General features: G+C 62.9%; 13 protein-coding genes and 2 tRNA genes. 5 read left to right on the top strand and 10 right to left on the bottom strand.

The features are described from left to right. The first annotated feature begins 62 nt into the window (after positions 1 to 62). Together QN397_RS08720 and QN397_RS08725 are read left to right on the top strand one after the other, a co-directional pair. Positions 63 to 1,319, top strand: coding sequence for a D-amino acid dehydrogenase (locus QN397_RS08720; protein WP_323500684.1), 1,257 nt, complete (start codon positions 63 to 65; stop codon positions 1,317 to 1,319). 14 nt (positions 1,320 to 1,333) lie between these two features. Continuing rightward, positions 1,334 to 2,839 (top strand): NAD(P)H-hydrate dehydratase, encoded by a 1,506-nt coding sequence (locus tag QN397_RS08725; protein WP_323500685.1) that lies wholly within the window; start codon positions 1,334 to 1,336, stop codon positions 2,837 to 2,839. A gap of 18 nt (positions 2,840 to 2,857) precedes the next feature. On the opposite strand, the gene QN397_RS08730 is transcribed toward QN397_RS08725, so the two are convergent. Both QN397_RS08730 and rnr read right to left on the bottom strand, forming a co-directional pair. Beyond that, the gene (locus QN397_RS08730; protein WP_323495049.1) at positions 2,858 to 3,619 is read right to left on the bottom strand and encodes an SDR family oxidoreductase; all 762 of its coding nucleotides are present in this window, start codon (positions 3,617 to 3,619) and stop codon (positions 2,858 to 2,860) included. A 47-nt stretch (positions 3,620 to 3,666) separates the two neighbouring features. Continuing rightward, positions 3,667 to 5,958: a ribonuclease R gene (rnr, locus tag QN397_RS08735; protein ID WP_416352320.1), complete on the bottom strand. Its 2,292-nt coding sequence runs from the start codon at positions 5,956 to 5,958 to the stop codon at positions 3,667 to 3,669. A gap of 81 nt (positions 5,959 to 6,039) precedes the next feature. On the opposite strand from rnr, the gene QN397_RS08740 reads away from it, so the two are divergent. Then, positions 6,040 to 6,124: transfer RNA gene (locus tag QN397_RS08740), tRNA-Leu, on the top strand. A 90-nt stretch (positions 6,125 to 6,214) separates the two neighbouring features. On the opposite strand, the gene rimO is transcribed toward QN397_RS08740, so the two are convergent. The 8 genes from rimO to QN397_RS08780 form a co-directional block, all read right to left on the bottom strand. Next, the gene (gene rimO / locus QN397_RS08745) at positions 6,215 to 7,624 is read right to left on the bottom strand and encodes a 30S ribosomal protein S12 methylthiotransferase RimO (RefSeq protein WP_323500686.1); all 1,410 of its coding nucleotides are present in this window, start codon (positions 7,622 to 7,624) and stop codon (positions 6,215 to 6,217) included. A 40-nt stretch (positions 7,625 to 7,664) separates the two neighbouring features. After that, the gene (gene phaR, locus QN397_RS08750) at positions 7,665 to 8,213 is read right to left on the bottom strand and encodes a polyhydroxyalkanoate synthesis repressor PhaR (protein ID WP_323495047.1); all 549 of its coding nucleotides are present in this window, start codon (positions 8,211 to 8,213) and stop codon (positions 7,665 to 7,667) included. 103 nt (positions 8,214 to 8,316) lie between these two features. Continuing rightward, positions 8,317 to 8,712 carry a hypothetical protein gene (locus tag QN397_RS08755; RefSeq protein ID WP_323500687.1) on the bottom strand — a complete coding sequence of 132 codons (396 nt, stop codon included), beginning with the start codon at positions 8,710 to 8,712 and terminating at the stop codon, positions 8,317 to 8,319. A gap of 170 nt (positions 8,713 to 8,882) precedes the next feature. After that, positions 8,883 to 8,959, bottom strand: a tRNA-Val gene (locus QN397_RS08760). Positions 8,960 to 9,005: 46 nt separating this feature from the next. Next, positions 9,006 to 11,210 (bottom strand): bifunctional (p)ppGpp synthetase/guanosine-3',5'-bis(diphosphate) 3'-pyrophosphohydrolase, encoded by a 2,205-nt coding sequence (locus QN397_RS08765; protein WP_323495046.1) that lies wholly within the window; start codon positions 11,208 to 11,210, stop codon positions 9,006 to 9,008. A 57-nt stretch (positions 11,211 to 11,267) separates the two neighbouring features. Beyond that, a complete protein-coding gene (locus QN397_RS08770; RefSeq protein ID WP_323500688.1) occupies positions 11,268 to 12,215 on the bottom strand; it encodes an alpha/beta fold hydrolase in 948 nt (315 codons plus the stop codon). A gap of 105 nt (positions 12,216 to 12,320) precedes the next feature. Beyond that, positions 12,321 to 13,004, bottom strand: coding sequence for an SIMPL domain-containing protein (locus QN397_RS08775; protein ID WP_323500689.1), 684 nt, complete (start codon positions 13,002 to 13,004; stop codon positions 12,321 to 12,323). Positions 13,005 to 13,116: 112 nt separating this feature from the next. Next, the gene (locus QN397_RS08780; RefSeq protein ID WP_323500690.1) at positions 13,117 to 13,500 is read right to left on the bottom strand and encodes a hypothetical protein; all 384 of its coding nucleotides are present in this window, start codon (positions 13,498 to 13,500) and stop codon (positions 13,117 to 13,119) included. Positions 13,501 to 13,656: 156 nt separating this feature from the next. Here QN397_RS08780 and ompR point away from each other — a divergent pair, with 156 nt between their 5' ends. Then, a complete protein-coding gene (gene ompR, locus QN397_RS08785; RefSeq protein WP_068632698.1) occupies positions 13,657 to 14,388 on the top strand; it encodes a two-component system response regulator OmpR in 732 nt (243 codons plus the stop codon). 71 nt (positions 14,389 to 14,459) lie between these two features. Further along, positions 14,460 to 15,899, top strand: a complete 1,440-nt coding sequence (locus QN397_RS08790) for a sensor histidine kinase (protein WP_323495273.1) — start codon at positions 14,460 to 14,462, stop codon at positions 15,897 to 15,899.

The following is a 15,899-nucleotide window of genomic DNA, read 5'->3' on the forward strand; positions in this document are numbered from 1 at the left end:
CGGCTTTCAAACGCTGTATTGCACAGGCAAGCAGCGGACCCCTCATTGATTAAAGAGTTCGAATGAAAATCGCGATCGTTGGCGCCGGCATCATCGGCGTCACAACCGCTTGGGAGTTAGTGGCCGACGGACATGAGGTGACTGTCTTCGAACGCCGCGGCGCAGCCGCTGAAGAGGCCAGCTTTGCCAACGCTGGCGTGGTCGCACCCGGCTACGTCACGCCTTGGGCAGCGCCAGGCATGCGCGGCAAGGTGCTTCGGTCGCTGCTTTCGACGCACGGCGCCATCAAGCTTCGCTGGCCGATCAGCGCGCGCGATGTCAGGTGGATGTCACGCTGGCAAAAGGCCTGCAAACTGGAGACGTACCTGGCCAACCGAAGCCGCATGCAGCGCCTAGCGTTCTACAGTCGCACGCGCCTGCACGAGATTACCGAAGCCCGCGAGCTGAGCTACGAGCGAAGCGATGGCTACCTGGTTTTGCTGCGCTCGAAACGCGAGCAGAAACTGGTGCAGCCTGGCCTCGACGTATTGCGCGAAGCGGGTACGAATTTCCGGGAAGTCGATGCCAACGAAGCCCGGCGCATCGAGCCGGCACTGAGTACCGACACGGACCTGGCGGGCGCCATTCATCTGCCGGACGACGAGGTCGCCAATTGCCGCCAATTCGCGTTGCTCCTGAAGTGGGAGGCCGAGGCACTTGGGGCTCAATTTCATTTCAATTGCGATATCGCTCCCCTGAGTCGATCGGCACCCACTTCCCTTTCGTTGGCTGCCGGTTCACCCGCCCTTCCCTTCGATGCGGTCGTTGTGTGTGCTGGCTTGGCTTCTGCGCGTCTTCTGCGCCCGCTGGGCCTGCGGATTCCGCTGACGCCGGTGTACGGGCACTCGATCAGCGCAAACATCCGCGAGCCGTTGAACGCGCCGCAAAGCGCGGTAATGGACGAGCGCCACAAAGTCGCCATCTCTCGCCTCGGCCAACGCGTTCGCGTAGCCGGCAGCGCAGAACTCGGTGGATCACTCGACACCATGAACCCCGCTGCACTTCAGACGCTTTACAAGGTGTTGCAAGACTGGTTTCCGGGCGCAGCGACGCTTCAGTCGGGCGTGCAGCAATGGAAGGGTGCGCGACCGATGCTGCCCGACGGTCCGCCGGTGCTCGGCGCCAGCGGAGTGACAGGTATCTGGCTCAACCTCGGGCACGGCTCGAGCGGCTGGGCGTTGTCTTGCGGAAGCGCGCGCGTACTGGCCGACTTGGTCGGAGGGCGACGACCCGAGATCGATCTCGAAGGTCTGGGCGTCGAACGATTGATGTTGGCCTGAAAATATCGAGTGTCATGCAACGCATCACATCCGAAACGATTTGCGATCTATTCGACATCGCGGCCACGCGCCGCATCGAAATTGCACACGCCGCCGGCCTTCCTGCGCACACGCTCATGCAGCGCGCCGGCATGGCGACCGCGCGGCTTGCGATGGCGATCACGCCGCACGCCCGCACCGTCTGGATCGCCTGCGGTCCGGGAAACAACGGTGGTGACGGCTTCGAAGCTGCGTGCGAGTTGCAGCGCCGCGGATTCGCGCCCGTAGTCACTTTTTGTGGCGATGCGGCGCGTTTGCCCGCGGACGCAATGGCATCTCTGCGGCGGGCCCGCGACGCAGGCGTCGTCATCGTCCACGAGCCACCCGCACGACATGACCTTGCGATCGACGCCCTGCTCGGCATAGGCTCGACACGCGCGCCTGAAGGCAAGATGGCTGAGTGGTTGCAGCTGATGCGCGCGGCCGAAGCGCCGCTGTTGAGCATCGACGTGCCGTCGGGCCTGAATGCCGACACTGGCGTGCTTGTGGCGAATTCCGCGAACGCCGTTGATGGCGCGAAGGCCTTCTCAGGCGACATACAGGCGAACAACAAAACAACGACGGCCGCCACACGCTACTGCCTGAGCCTTCTGACGTTGAAGCCCGGCCTCTTTACCGCGCACGGCCGCGACGCCGCTGGCGAAGTCTGGTTCGACGACTTGGGATGCGCTACCGCGGTCGAAACATCGACTGCAAAGCTGGCTGGCAAACCCCTGATAACCCGGCGGGCGCATGCGTCGCACAAAGGCAGCTACGGCGATGTCGCCGTGATCGGTGGCGCGCCCGGAATGGTGGGCGCAGCGCTACTCGCGGCGTCTGCTGCCCTTCACGCCGGCGCCGGGCGCGTGCTTGTCGGCTTGCTCGATCCGCATGCCGCGGCGGTCGACACCCAACAACCCGAGTTGATGTTGCGCAAGGTCGAGTCGCTCGACCTGTCCGCGCTTACCGTGGTCTGCGGCTGCGGCGGCGGAAACGCAGTACGCGCCCTGCTGCCGCGCGTCATCTCGACGGCCAAAGCACTGGTGCTCGACGCCGACGCCCTGAACGCGATCGCCCTCGATATGAGCCTGCAGCAATTGCTCGAAGCGCGCGTGCGACGCGGTCGCGCTACGGTGCTGACGCCACATCCGCTCGAAGCAGCACGCCTGCTCGAAGCGTCGGCGAGTGAAGTGCAATCGCACCGCCTTGCCGCTGCCCGAAGTTTGGCCGCGCGTTTCGGTGTCGTGGTGCTGAAAGGGTCAGGCTCGGTCATTGCCGCAGGCGCTGCCGCACCGATCATCAACCTCACCGGCAATGCGCGCCTGGCCACTGCAGGCACCGGCGACGTGCTGGCCGGGATGGTGGGCGCAGCGTTGGCTAGTGGACGATCGGCAATGGACGCAGCGCGCGAAGCGGTGTGGCGGCACGGTGCCCTTGCCGACCGTTGGCCCGAAGACCACCCGCTTACGGCTGACGGCTTGGCCCGCCAACGACCGGATTAGCTCCAGCCCTGCTTCAGGTCAGCCGCGCCCCACAAACGGCATCTTGGTCGCCATGATGGTGTGGAACAAGACGTTCGCCTCAAGCGGCAGGTTCGCCATGTACAACACCGACTGACCGACGATCTTCACGTCGATCAATGGCTCGATGCCCAATTCGCCATTGGCCTGCGGCACGCCCTTGGCCATGCGTGAAGCGAGCTCGGTCATGGCGTTGCCGACATCGACCTGCCCCACGGCGATGTCGTACTTGCGGCCATCGAGGGACGCTGTCTTGGTCAGCCCCTTTACCGCGTGCTTCGTCGCCGTGTAAGCGATCGAATTCGGGCGCGGCGTCGTTGCCGAGATCGAGCCATTGTTGATGATGCGACCACCGCGCGGCGTCTGCGCCTTCATCGTGCGAAAAGCCTGCTGGATGCAATAGAACATGCCGCTCAGGTTGATGTCGACGACGCCCTTCCATTGCGCTTCGGTCCAATCTTCAAAGGGACCTGCGGGATTACCGACGCCAGCGTTGTTGAACAGCAAGTCGACACGGGCAAAGCGATCGACAGCGGCAGCGAACAATGCCTGGACCGACTCGGGACGGGCCACATCGGTCGGCACGGCAAGCACGCGTACACCAGCGCCCGATTCTTCGGCCACAGCTTCGAGTGGCTCGAGCCGGCGGCCAGCGAGAACGACATTCCACCCATCGCCCAGCAATGCGAGTGCCGCCGCGCGGCCGATGCCGGAACCGGCACCCGTGACAACCGCGACGCGGCCCTTGTTCTCAACGCTCATGTCTGTTTTCTCCTGGTGTTCAAAGTGAAACTCGTTCAAAGATGAAATCAACGGCGCGGCTTGCGCCCCTTCATCTTGTTTGCGGCGTTCTTCACGGCCGACTTGAAAGCCTGCATGGCCGATTGCGGCGCCGCCGCTGCCATTGCTACGTTGCCGCCCGCACTCGCAGCAGCAATGACTCGATCATGTCCGCGCTCGGCAACGGATTCGGACTTGTGCCGCGACCCGCGCTTGGCCGAAGCCTTGACGGGTGCGCCGCTCGACGACACGCCCTTGTCCTTCATCGCGCGCGAGGTGAGGTCTTCGCCCTCGCGCACCAGACGGAAATCGATCTTGCGACCATCCAGATCGACGCGACTCACCTGCACACGAACACGCGTGCCTATCGCATACCGCATACCGGTGCGTTCGCCACGAAGTTCCTGCCGCATCTCGTCGAACTTGAAGTACTCGCCACCCAGTTCGGTGATGTGCACCAGCCCTTCGACGTACATCGCGTCGAGCGTGACGAAGATGCCGAAGGTCGTCGCCGAACTGACGACGCCACCATATTCCTCGCCGAGATGCTCGCGCATGTACTTGCACTTGAGCCACGCCTCGACGTCGCGGCTGGCTTCGTCGGCACGGCGCTCGTTGGCACTGCAATGCAAGCCGGCGGCCTGCCACGCCTGGACTTCCTTGGTGGGCGCCACGGCAGCCTTCTCGGGCTTGGTGGTCGGCGCCTTGACGCGCGATGCCAGCCGCTTTGCGAGCTTGGCATGCGCCTCGCCAGGCGTCGGCAACATCGGCAGCGTGTACTTCTGCTTGTTGAGAATCGCCTTGATGACGCGGTGAACAAGCAGATCAGGGTAACGGCGAATCGGGCTGGTGAAGTGCGTGTAAGCCTCGTACGCCAAACCGAAGTGACCGCTGTTGATCGGCGTGTAGATCGCTTGCTGCATCGAGCGCAACAACATCGTGGATATCTGCTGCGCGTCGGGCCGCTCCTTCGTCGCCAACGCGATCGCCTGGAACTCGCCGGGCTTTGGATCATCGGTGATCGACAAGCCGACGCCCATTGCTTTCAGGTAGCCCCGAAGGATTTCCTTCTTCTCGGGCGTCGGGCCTTCGTGCACGCGATAGAGACCGGGGTGCTTGCCTTCTGCGATGAAGTCGGCGCTGCATACGTTGGCCGCGAGCATGGCTTCTTCGATCAGCCGGTGCGCCTCGTTGCGCGTACGCGGGACGATCTTTTCGATGCGCCCGGCGTCGTCGCAAATGATCTGCGTCTCGGTGGTTTCGAAGTCGACCGCGCCACGCTTGCCGCGTTGCTTTAGCAGCGCCTTGTACACGTCGGACAGGTTCAGCAAGTCCTTCACGCGGTCTTTGCGCTTGGCCGCTTCAGGGCCACGCGTGTTGACCAGAATCGCTGCGACTTCGGTGTACGTGAAGCGCGCATGACTGAACATCACGGCCGGGTAAAACTGGTACGCGTAGATCTCACCGTCGGCTGCAACCAGCATGTCGCACACCATGCACAGGCGCTCGACTTCAGGGTTGAGCGAGCACAAGCCGTTGCTCAACTTCTCCGGCAGCATCGGAATGACACGGCGAGGAAAATAGACGCTGGTGGCGCGGTCGTACGCGTCGATGTCGATGCCCGAGCCGGTCTGCACGTACGAGCTCACATCGGCAATGGCAACGAGCAATCGCCAGCCCTTGCCACGTCCGACCTTGGCCGGCTCGCAGTACACGGCATCGTCGAAGTCGCGTGCGTCTTCGCCGTCGATGGTGACGAGCGGCACATCGGTCAGGTCGATGCGCCCCTTCTTATCGGCAGGGCGCACCGCGTCGGGCAATGCCCTGGCTTCGGCCAGACACGCCTCCGAGAACTCATGCGGCACACCGTACTTGCGCACCGCGATTTCGATTTCCATTCCGGGATCGTCGATCTCGCCCAATACCTCTTTGACGCGACCGACCGGCTGACCGAACAGTGCAGGCGGCTCGGTGAGTTGCACCACCACGACCTGGCCGACCTTCGCGGTGCCGGTAGCGCCTTTCGGGATCAGCACGTCTTGCCCGTAGCGCTTGTCTTCGGGAGCGACAAGCCAGATGCCGCCTTCGTGCAACAGCCGGCCGATGATGGGTTGCTCGGGGCGCTCGACGATCTCTACGACACGGCCTTCAGGCCTGCCGCGACGGTCTTGTCGCACCACGCGCGCCTTGACGCGGTCTTTGTGCAGTACCGCACGCATCTCATTGGGCGGCAAATAAATGTCGGCTTCACCATCGTCGCGTTGTACGAAGCCGTGCCCATCGCGATGTCCTTGAACCGAGCCTTCGATCTCATCCAGCAAGCCGCTGGGATGGCCATTATTTTTGATACAATCTCTCTCTTTCCTGAAATTCAAAACACGTTGCACTTGTGCAGCATGTGGGCCCAGGTGGCGGAATTGGTAGACGCACTAGTTTCAGGTACTAGCGAGTAACATCGTGGGGGTTCGAGTCCCTTCCTGGGCACCAAGTTTAAATAAAACCATTCAAGGTTTATACGAATCAAGCCACCGGTCTCCGGTGGCTTTTTTGTTGCCCGATCGAAATGCGCGTGCGCCATCAAATCGGCAGCGCGATCAGGTCGTGGCCTTCGGCGCCGACAATGCGAGCGCGGGTGAATTCACCCACCTTCATGGTCTTGCTGATCTTCTCTGGCGGCAGCAACCGAACAGTGCCGTCGATCTCGGGCGCGTCGGCATAACTCCGGCCCACACCGCCCTTTCGGCCCAGACCCGGCGCTGAATCCACAAGCACTTGCATCGTGGCGCCAATGCGCTTTTTCAGCTTCTCGATCGACACCGCTTCAGCCACTTCCATGAATCGGCCACGGCGGGCTTCGCGCTCTTCGATGGGCAACATCCCGGGGATGTCGTTGGCAGTCGCGCCCTCGACCGAACTGTAGGCAAAACAACCGGCCCGATCGATCTGCGCTTCTCGAATGAAGTCCAGCAAATGCTCGAACTCGGCTTCTGTCTCGCCCGGAAAACCGGCAATGAACGTACTCCGGATGACCAGTTCAGGACAGCCTTCGCGCCACCTTGCGATGCGCTCCAGATTCTTCTCGCCGCTGGCCGGACGCTTCATGCGCTTGAGCACATCCGGATGGCTGTGTTGAAGCGGCACATCGAGGTACGGCAATACCTGCCCGCTCGCCATCAACGGAATAATTTCGTCAACGCTCGGGTATGGATACACGTAATGCAATCGAACCCATGCGCCGTAAGGCTCTGCGATTTCGCCGAGCGTCTTCACCAAATCGAGCATGCGCGTCTTGACCGGCTTGCCGTCCCAAAAACCGGTGCGGTACTTGACGTCGACACCATAGGCCGACGTGTCCTGGCTGATGACCAGCAGCTCCTTCACGCCGCCTTCAAACAAGGCTTTGGCCTCGCTCAGCACGTCGCCTACGGGTCGTGACACAAGGTCACCGCGCATCGACGGGATGATGCAGAAGGTGCAGCGATGATTGCAGCCTTCGCTGATCTTCAGGTACGCATAGTGGCGCGGCGTGAGCTTGAGCCCGGCGATGCCGAAAGCGCCCGGCACGAGATCGATGAACGGATCGTGCGGCTTGGGCAAGTTCAGATGCACCGCATCCATGACCTCCTGCGTCGCATGGGGGCCGGTGACGGCGAGCACGCTCGGATGCATCTGGCGCACGAGGTTGCCGCCAAGCTCGCCGGTCTTTGCGCCGAGGCATCCGGTCACGATCACGCGGCCGTTTGCAGCCAGCGCGTCCCCGATGGCGTCGAGACTTTCTCTGACGGCATCGTCGATGAAGCCGCAGGTGTTGACGATCACCAGATCGGCGCCTTCGAACGTTTTGGAGGTTTGATAGCCCTCGGCGCTGAGGCGCGTAAGGATCAGCTCTGAATCGGTCAGTGCTTTGGGGCAGCCAAGGCTGACAAAGCCGACTTTAGGGGCGGCGACCACAGGGGCCGTTCGTTCGGGGAAAACAACTTCGCTCATATCCCCGTATTGTCCCAGCTATCGTCGGGCAATACCGCTTTCAGGGGCGCTTCAGACCGAACGCGCCGAGCACCTGCTCCGTGTTCTTCTGCATCTGCTCCTGCATCTGCAGAAAGACGTTCTTCGATTGCTCGACGTAGTTGCCCATCAGGCCTTGCAACATCGGGGACTGCGTCGTCATGAAGTGCGACCACATCTCCGGCGACAGACCTTCGGCTTTCTCGGAGAGTTGGGCCTGCACCTCGGTCATCGCCTGGATGTTCTTTTCCAGATACGGGCCCATGTAGCTTTGCATGGTCTGCCCGTAGAACCGGATGAGACTGGACAGCACCTGCTCGGTAAACATCGGTGCGCCACCCGCTTCTTCTTCGAGAATGACCTGCAGCAGGATGCTGCGCGTCAGGTCGTCGCCGGACTTGGCATCCCGCACCACGAAAGGCGCGCTCTGCATCACGAGTTGCTTGATGTCGGTCAACGTGATGTAGGTGGAGGTTTCCGTGTCGTAGAGCCTTCGATTCGGGTACTTTTTGATGACGCGTTGTCCCGGCTTGCTACCGGACTTCTTGCTCTGCACTGGGAACTCCTTCATGTGTTCGCGCCGTCGCGTCGAAGGCATTCTAGGGAGCGGGTTCGCAGCGTCGCGCCAAGGTTTACCCTGACCGGCACCCGTGCCGCGCGTCGAGGCTGCTGCGTCAGTCCAGCGCGGTGGCGTATTCAGCGCCGCAGACCTTGCATGCAGCGGATTCAGGGCGCGTGTCGGTCGGCTCACGGTAATGAAGCGGACTCTTGATACCGTTGAAGATCCAGCAACGCGGGCAATGCTCCTGCCCCGCGACGGGCAGGTAGGCCCGAGCTCGCTGCTCGGCACGCTCTCGCGTCACCGGTGAGCCTTGGCGCACCGTACGCGCAACCTCCTCGGCCGCCATGGTGCCGGCACGGCCATTGGCACGGTCGTTCAGCCCATAGACGACGCGCGCGAACTCGAGTGGCGCCTGGCGCAACAACGCGGCGAGCCGCATCTCTTCGAGTGCGGACTCGATCGCGGTCTGCGACGAAGCGGAAGTCGGAACTGTGGTGGTCGAGGACATCTGGTTACGTAGTATGTCCAAAATACCGCGGTCGGTGGTGAGAGTTGACCCGCTTGCTGCAAAAAACCTGAGCCGAGCGGATCGACGAGGCGAATTGCGCAACGATCCACAGTGCTGGACCGGCCTGAGTTGAACAGTGATGCCGGAACTGTGATCTGAAAACGGGAAATTGGTAGGCGCGATTGGACTCGAACCAACGACCCCCACCATGTCAAGGTGGTGCTCTAACCAGCTGAGCTACGCGCCTAAGGATGCATTCGAGAGCGCAATTATAGCCCGAGAAATCGAGCTATTCAGCGCCGACGTGCAGAACGCACACCAGCAACTCCAGCAACGACCTTCAAAACATGCGCCAGCCGCGCCGCATCGGTGATTTCGACAGTGAACGTCATCCACGCCGTTCCCTTGATCGACTGAGTCAGCACGCCGATGACGTTCATCTTTTCGCGGGTGAGCACTTCTGAAATATCGCGCAGCAAGCCCTGCCGGTCCGATGCCTCAACCGCCACGTCGACCGCATACACGGCGCCGTCCTCAGGCTTGGACGCGCCCCACTCCACATCGATGACGCGCTCTGCATTGCGGCTCGCCATTTGCCGAAAGTTGCTGCAGTCCGCGCGGTGAATGCTGACGCCGTGGCCGCGCGTGACAAACCCACCAATCACGTCGGGCGGCGCCGGTTTGCAGCACTTGGCAAGCTGCGTCATGAGCGACGAAACGCCAACCACCAGCACGCCACCCTTGGCCGACTTCTCGCTCCCGCGAGACTTGCGAATCAGCGCGCCGTCATCGGCACCCGGCGCGGGCTCCGGCGGACGCAACAACATTTCGATGTTGCGCAACGAGAACTCGTCCTTGCCGACCACCTCGAAAAGGTTGTCGGCGGACTTGAAGCCGAGCTGCGATGCCAGGTCGTCAAGCTTGATCGACGTCTTGCCTTCGCGCTGCAGTACCTTTTCGACAGCCTCGCGACCGCGCGCAACCGTCTCGTGCGTAATCTGCGCGTTGAACCACGCACGCACCTTGGCGCGTGCACGGTGGCTCGCCAGATAGCCGAGTTCGCCGTTAAGCCAATCGCGCGACGGGCCACCTTCTTTCGCCGCGACGATCTCGACCGTCTGGCCGTTTTGCAGCGGCGTGTTCAGCGGAACCATCGCGCCGTCGATGCGCGCGCCGCGGCAACGGTGGCCGAGACTCGTGTGCACCGTGTAAGCAAAGTCGACTGCGGTCGCGCCCTGTGGCAATTCGACGATGGCCGCATCCGGCGTCAGCACATAGATGCGATCGTCGAACAGCCCCTGGCCTTGCGAACCGCCCGACAGGTCCCGTTCCCACGCCAGCAATTGACGCAGCACTGCGATCTTGGCGTCGTATTCTCCGCTTGCCCAAACCCCCGCATACCCTTTGTGGCCGGCCTCTTTGTAGGCCCAGTGTGCGGCAACGCCGTGCTCGGCATGGTCGTGCATTTCTTCGGTGCGTATCTGGATCTCGATCGGCTTGCTGGCCTGCCCATCGACGACCGCCCGCACCACGGTATGCAGAGATTGATAGCCATTCGGCTTGGGGCGCGCGATGTAGTCGTCGAACTCTTCGTCGATCGGCTGAAAGTGCGAGTGCACCCATGCCAGCGCCGCATAGCAGTCCTTGACGTCGGGCACCACCACGCGCAGCGCAAGGATGTCGAAGACTTGTGCGAAGTCGAGCGACTTGCCGCGCATTTTCTTGACGATGCTGTAAATGTTCTTCGGCCGCCCCTGAACCTTGGCCTGCACGCCTTGCTCGTTCAACTCCTGCTCGAGCGTCGAGCGCAGTTGCTCGACATAGCCTTCGCGCTCGATGCGCTTTTCATCGAGCAGGCGGGCGATGAGCTTGTACGTTTCCGGCTCGAGGAACCGGAAGGAAAGATCCTCGATCTCCCACTTGACTTGCCAGATACCGAGTCGGTTGGCCAGCGGTGCAAAGACCTGCAACGACTCGCGCGCCACGTTCTCGGCCACCGGAACTTTGCAGGCGGCCGCATGCCGCAAAGTCTGCAGCCGCGAGGCAAGCCGCAACATCACGACACGCAGGTCGCGAGAAAACGCCAGCAGCATCTTGCGGACGTTCTCGGTCTGCGAGCCGAGGCCATCGGACAGCTGCGTGCTGGCCGTGGCAGAACGCGCCTGCTTCTGCACATGAACCAGCTTGGTCGTCTCGACGGCCAGCGCCGCGAAGTTGTCGCCGAAGACCTTGGCGATCACCTCTTGCGGGCGGTTCAGGTGCTGGCACGAATAGACCAGATAGCTCGCCGCCTGCATCGCCTCCGAACCGCCCATGTGCGCCACGATCTTGGCCACGGCGTCGGCATGCGCCAGCGTGTTCTCGCCGGTGTCTAGTGTCTCGTCCGCAATCAACGGTTCGGCGAACGCTCGCGCACGCGACAGCATCTGGTCGATGACGGGCGCGCGATCAGCCGTGGCGGCAGACAGTGGGTAGTCGACGACGAGATGCTCAGGCATGGATACAGACACAGGAAAGACCAGCGGACAAAAGTAAAACGGAGGACGACCGACCTGTCAGTCGAGCAGGAACGACGCGACGACGGCAATCTGATCCGCCGCCACGAATGTCGGCGCATGACCGACACCGGCGAATTCCACGAGGCGCGCGTGCGGGCCCCGTGCGGTCATGGCAGAGGCCGTTTCACGCCCAAGCAAATCCGACTGCGCCCCACGCGTAAGCAAAGTCGTGGCGCTGATGGCGTCGTACAACGCCCACAGCACCGTCTCGCCTTGCGTGGCGGCCTCAACGCTCATTGCACGCAGAGGCAGTGCGATCGCCGGGTCGTAGTGAAGCACGTAGGGGCCGACATCGCCACCGCCTGCAACCTTGGCGTCTCCGGTCTCGCTGCGCGACGCGGCAGGAACCACCATGTGCCGCGACAGTTCCAGCCACTGCGCCGAAGAGTGCGGACCGAAGGTGCTCGACAGCGCCCAGAGTGCGTCGGCCGCTGAATCGAGGGTTTCATATGTCCCGCCATGCCCAATATAAGCGCCGATGCGCTTGAGCGCCGCAGGATCGAGCGTTGGGCCGACGTCGTTGAGGACCAACCGACGGATCGGCGATGGCAAGGGGACGCCCGGGCTGCCGGCGAGCGCGATGCCAATCAAACCGCCCATGCTGGTGCCGACATAGTCGAGCGTTCCGATCGCTTGCTCCGAATGCAGCTGCGAAATCAGCGCAATGACGTCGGCTGCGTATTGCGGCAGCTGGTAGCCATCCGGATTGGCGAGCCAGTCGCTTTCGCCGCGTCCCACGATGTCAGGGCACACCACCCGAAGATCGCTACCGGCCCGCGCCAACAGCGAAAGAGTCAAAGCATCGAAATCGCGACCCTGGCGAGTGAGCCCATGGACGCCCAACACCACATGCGCGCTGCGCGGATCGCCCCACTGCCAGTAAGCCATGCGGTGACCGCCGGAGGCGTCGTGGCAAGCCACATGATGCAGGGTCGGTTCGGTCATGAAAGCGGGCTTCGGGAATGCAAACAATTGTCTCAGCGCATCGTAAGTCATCCGGTGAACGGCCCTTGCGGAGCAGACCATCCATGGACATTCGAAAAGCCCCGACTACTTCAGTTGTACCGAGCCCGACACGTTGACCACCACGCTGGTCTTGCCAGCCTCGACAGGAACGGCCGAATCGGACGCCATCGACTTGGCCTCCATCGCCATCATGCGCGGCCGCATCGGGCTGGCCTGGTTGGCGTTGACCGACACCTCGCGCAAGCTGTAGCCAGCGAAACCGAAGTCCTTGGCAAGCTCGGCGGCCTTCTGTTTGAAGTTGTCGATGGCGAGCGTTTGCGCCTCCGCCTCGACCTTGGTTCGTTGCTCACGACTCAAACCGAAGCCGACATTGCCGACGCTCAGCGTCGTGATGCGGCCGGCCGTCTGCGTTATGCGCGGAAAGTCGCGCCCTTCGAGGATCAGTTCGGCCGAACCCTGCCAACCGCTGATCTTGCCGTCTCGCGTGTAGCGTGGCGACAGGCTGAAGTTGCCGGTGCGCACGTCGAGTTGGCCAGGCTGCGCGGCCTTGCGCGCCTCGGTCAGGGCGGCGTCGACGGCGGTCTTCAACTGCGTCTGCACGATTGCCGCGTCGGCGTTGTCTCGCGAGGTGACGAGCGCCATGCTGAGCAAGTCTTGCTGGACTTCGACCGTGCCGTTGGACGACAACTGCAGTACGTTCTGCGGCGGCGCCGAGGTCGTGGTCTGAGCGAAGCCCGTGGCAGCCGCGGAAAGAACGGCGTATGCCACTGTCAATTTAGTAGCGTTCAAAACAAGGGACTTCCATTTTTAAAAGAGAGATGGAGCAAGCCGGCGCGCGGCATAGGTCGCGTGCGTCGCATTTCGGCGCCGCGATCAGGGGTCAGGGCCGCTGAAAACGCGGCGCCGGGATCTGTACGGCACGCGACTCCGGAGCGCTGACCATACGCTCGACAGGTTGCGATTCCACAGATCGGATCAGCTCGGTCCGCGCTGCCCATTGTTGCCGCACTTGGTCACGCAACTCCGCAAGTTCTGCAGCCGTCAGGCGACGGCCGGCGGTGGCTTCCTCGCGCCGCACTTCCTCGCGTTGCGAAGCACGATGCGCGTCCACTGCAGTGCGCAGCTCGCTGCGGCGCTGTTGACGCGCCAGCGTCGGCCCGTCTTGCGCCGCGACTGCAGGCACCAAGAGCAGCACGGGCAAGCACAGCAAAGCAACGACCAAAGGCAGCGTCTGACGTAGAAAGATGATGTGGCGAAAAGGCAAGATGGTGGCACTGTGCCACCGGCGTGCAACGCGCAAACGTCTGGACCGCGTGCGTCCGCAAGTTTTGTAACTTAGTGTCAAAGCACTGTGAAAACCGGCTCAATGGCCTGCTAACGCATTCAGAATCGGCTTTGTTACAAATTCAATGTTGTAGAAATGAATCAAAACCCCGCTCGCACCGACAAGATCGTGATCGTCGACGACGACGCCCGCATCCGCGACCTGCTGCGTCGCTACCTGACGCAAGAGGGCTTCGAAGTCATCGTTGCCGAAGACGGCAAGGCGCTCAACCGCATCCTGCTGCGCGACACGGTCGATCTGATCGTGCTCGACCTGATGATGCCCGGCGAAGACGGCCTTTCGGTGTGCCGCCGCCTGCGTGCCGCCAACGACCGCACGCCCATCATCATGCTGACGGCCAAAGGCGAAGACGTCGACCGTATCGTCGGTCTCGAGGTCGGTGCCGACGACTACCTGGGCAAGCCTTTCAACCCACGCGAATTGCTGGCGCGGGTGCATGCGGTACTCCGCCGCCGCCCGCCACTCGAGGCGCCGGGGGCGCCGTCGACCGACAACGAAACCGTCAACTTCGGCCCATTCAGTTTCGACCTCGGTTCGCGGACGTTGAAAAAAGACGGCGAGGAGCTGTCGCTCACCACCGGTGAATTTGCGATGCTGAAGGCGCTGGTGCGCCATCCGCGCCAGCCGCTGTCGCGCGAAAAGCTCGCGCAGCTGGCACGCGGCCGCGAGTTCGAGCCCTTCGATCGCAGCCTCGATGTGCAGATCTCGCGCCTGCGCAAGCTGGTCGAATCCGACGCCGCGGCGCCGCGCTATATCCAGACCGTCTGGGGCGTCGGCTACGTGTTCGTGCCGGACGGCACCACCTGATTTCCGTGGCGGCCACCGGCCCCAAATCGACGTTGCCGAACCCGCTTGGCGAGGACACCGGCGCGGTCACGCTGCCAAGCCCGCTCGAAGGGTTGCCGCAGCGCGGTCGCGCTCGCCTGAAGCTCGGCTTCAACCTGTTTTGGCGTACCTTTTTCCTGTTGGCGCTGCTGCTGTTCGGCTGCACTTTTGCCTGGCTGCAGACCTTTCGCGCCCTCGAATACGAACCGCGCGCCATCCAGACCGCACATCAGATTGCGTCGCTGGTCAACCTGACGCGCGCGGCGCTGGTGTATTCCGATGCGATCACCCGCGTGTCGCTCATCAAGACGCTGGCCGACCAGGAAGGCGTGCGGATCCTGCCGCGCGAACCGAACGACCGCGTCGAGGCCTACACCAGTGGCTCGCTCGACCAGCGCGTGACTGAAGAGCTGATCGATCAGCTCGGCGAAGGCACCAATGTGGCGAGCCGCGTCAACGACGAGCCGGGCCTGTGGATCGGCTTCACGATCGAAAGCGACAACTACTGGCTCTTGCTGGACCCGACGCGTTTCAGCCGGGTCGGAGGACGCACGTGGCTGGTCTGGCTCGCGACGGCCGTGGTGCTGTCGCTGGCCGGCGCCGCGCTGATCACGCGCTTCATCAACCGGCCGCTGAAGCAGCTTTCGCGCGCGACGCGCCAGGTGCGCGAAGGCGAATACGAGGCGCACCGGCTCGACGAAGGCGCGCGCACCAGCGAGATTCGCGCCGTCAACATCGGCTTCAACCGCATGGCCGACCAGCTTGCCAAGATCGAGCAAGACCGCGCGGTGATGCTGGCCGGCATTTCGCACGACCTGCGCACGCCACTGGCACGGCTGCGGCTCGAAACCGAATTGAGCGTGGCAGACGAAGATGCGCGCAACCATATGGCTGCCGACATCGCCCAACTCGACTCGATCATCGACAAGTTCCTCGACTACGCCCGGCCGGACCATGTCGACTTCAAACCCGTGTTGCTGCGCGACGTGGTCGATGCCTGCATCTATGCCGTGCAGGACCACGACGACATGAAGATCAAGGTCGATGTCGCGCCCGATTTACGCGTGATGGCGGACGAGGTCGAGCTGCAGCGCGTGATGTCCAACCTGGTCGAGAACGCGCGGCGCTACGGCAAGACGCCTGCGACCGGCGTGGCCGATATCAACATCCAGGCTCAGGCCCACAACGATGCGGTGCTGATCAAGGTGCGCGACCATGGCCCCGGCGTGGCGCCCGCCCTGCTCTCGCAATTGACCAAGCCGTTTTTCCGAGGCGACGCGGCACGCACGTCGGCAGCCGGCGCGGGCCTCGGGCTGTCGATCGTGGCGAAGAACATCGAGCGAATGGGGGGCACCTTCGCGCTGACCAGCACGCCCGGTCGCGGCCTGGCGGCGCACATTCGCATGCCGCGGGGCTCAGCGATCAAGCCCGACGCGCCGTTGGGTAAGAAACCTGAAACGCCACCGAAGGGCGGCAGCGCGTTCGGGCCCTAG

This window comes from Variovorax sp. RTB1 (assembly GCF_035018765.1).
GTDB lineage: Bacteria > Pseudomonadota > Gammaproteobacteria > Burkholderiales > Burkholderiaceae_C > Variovorax.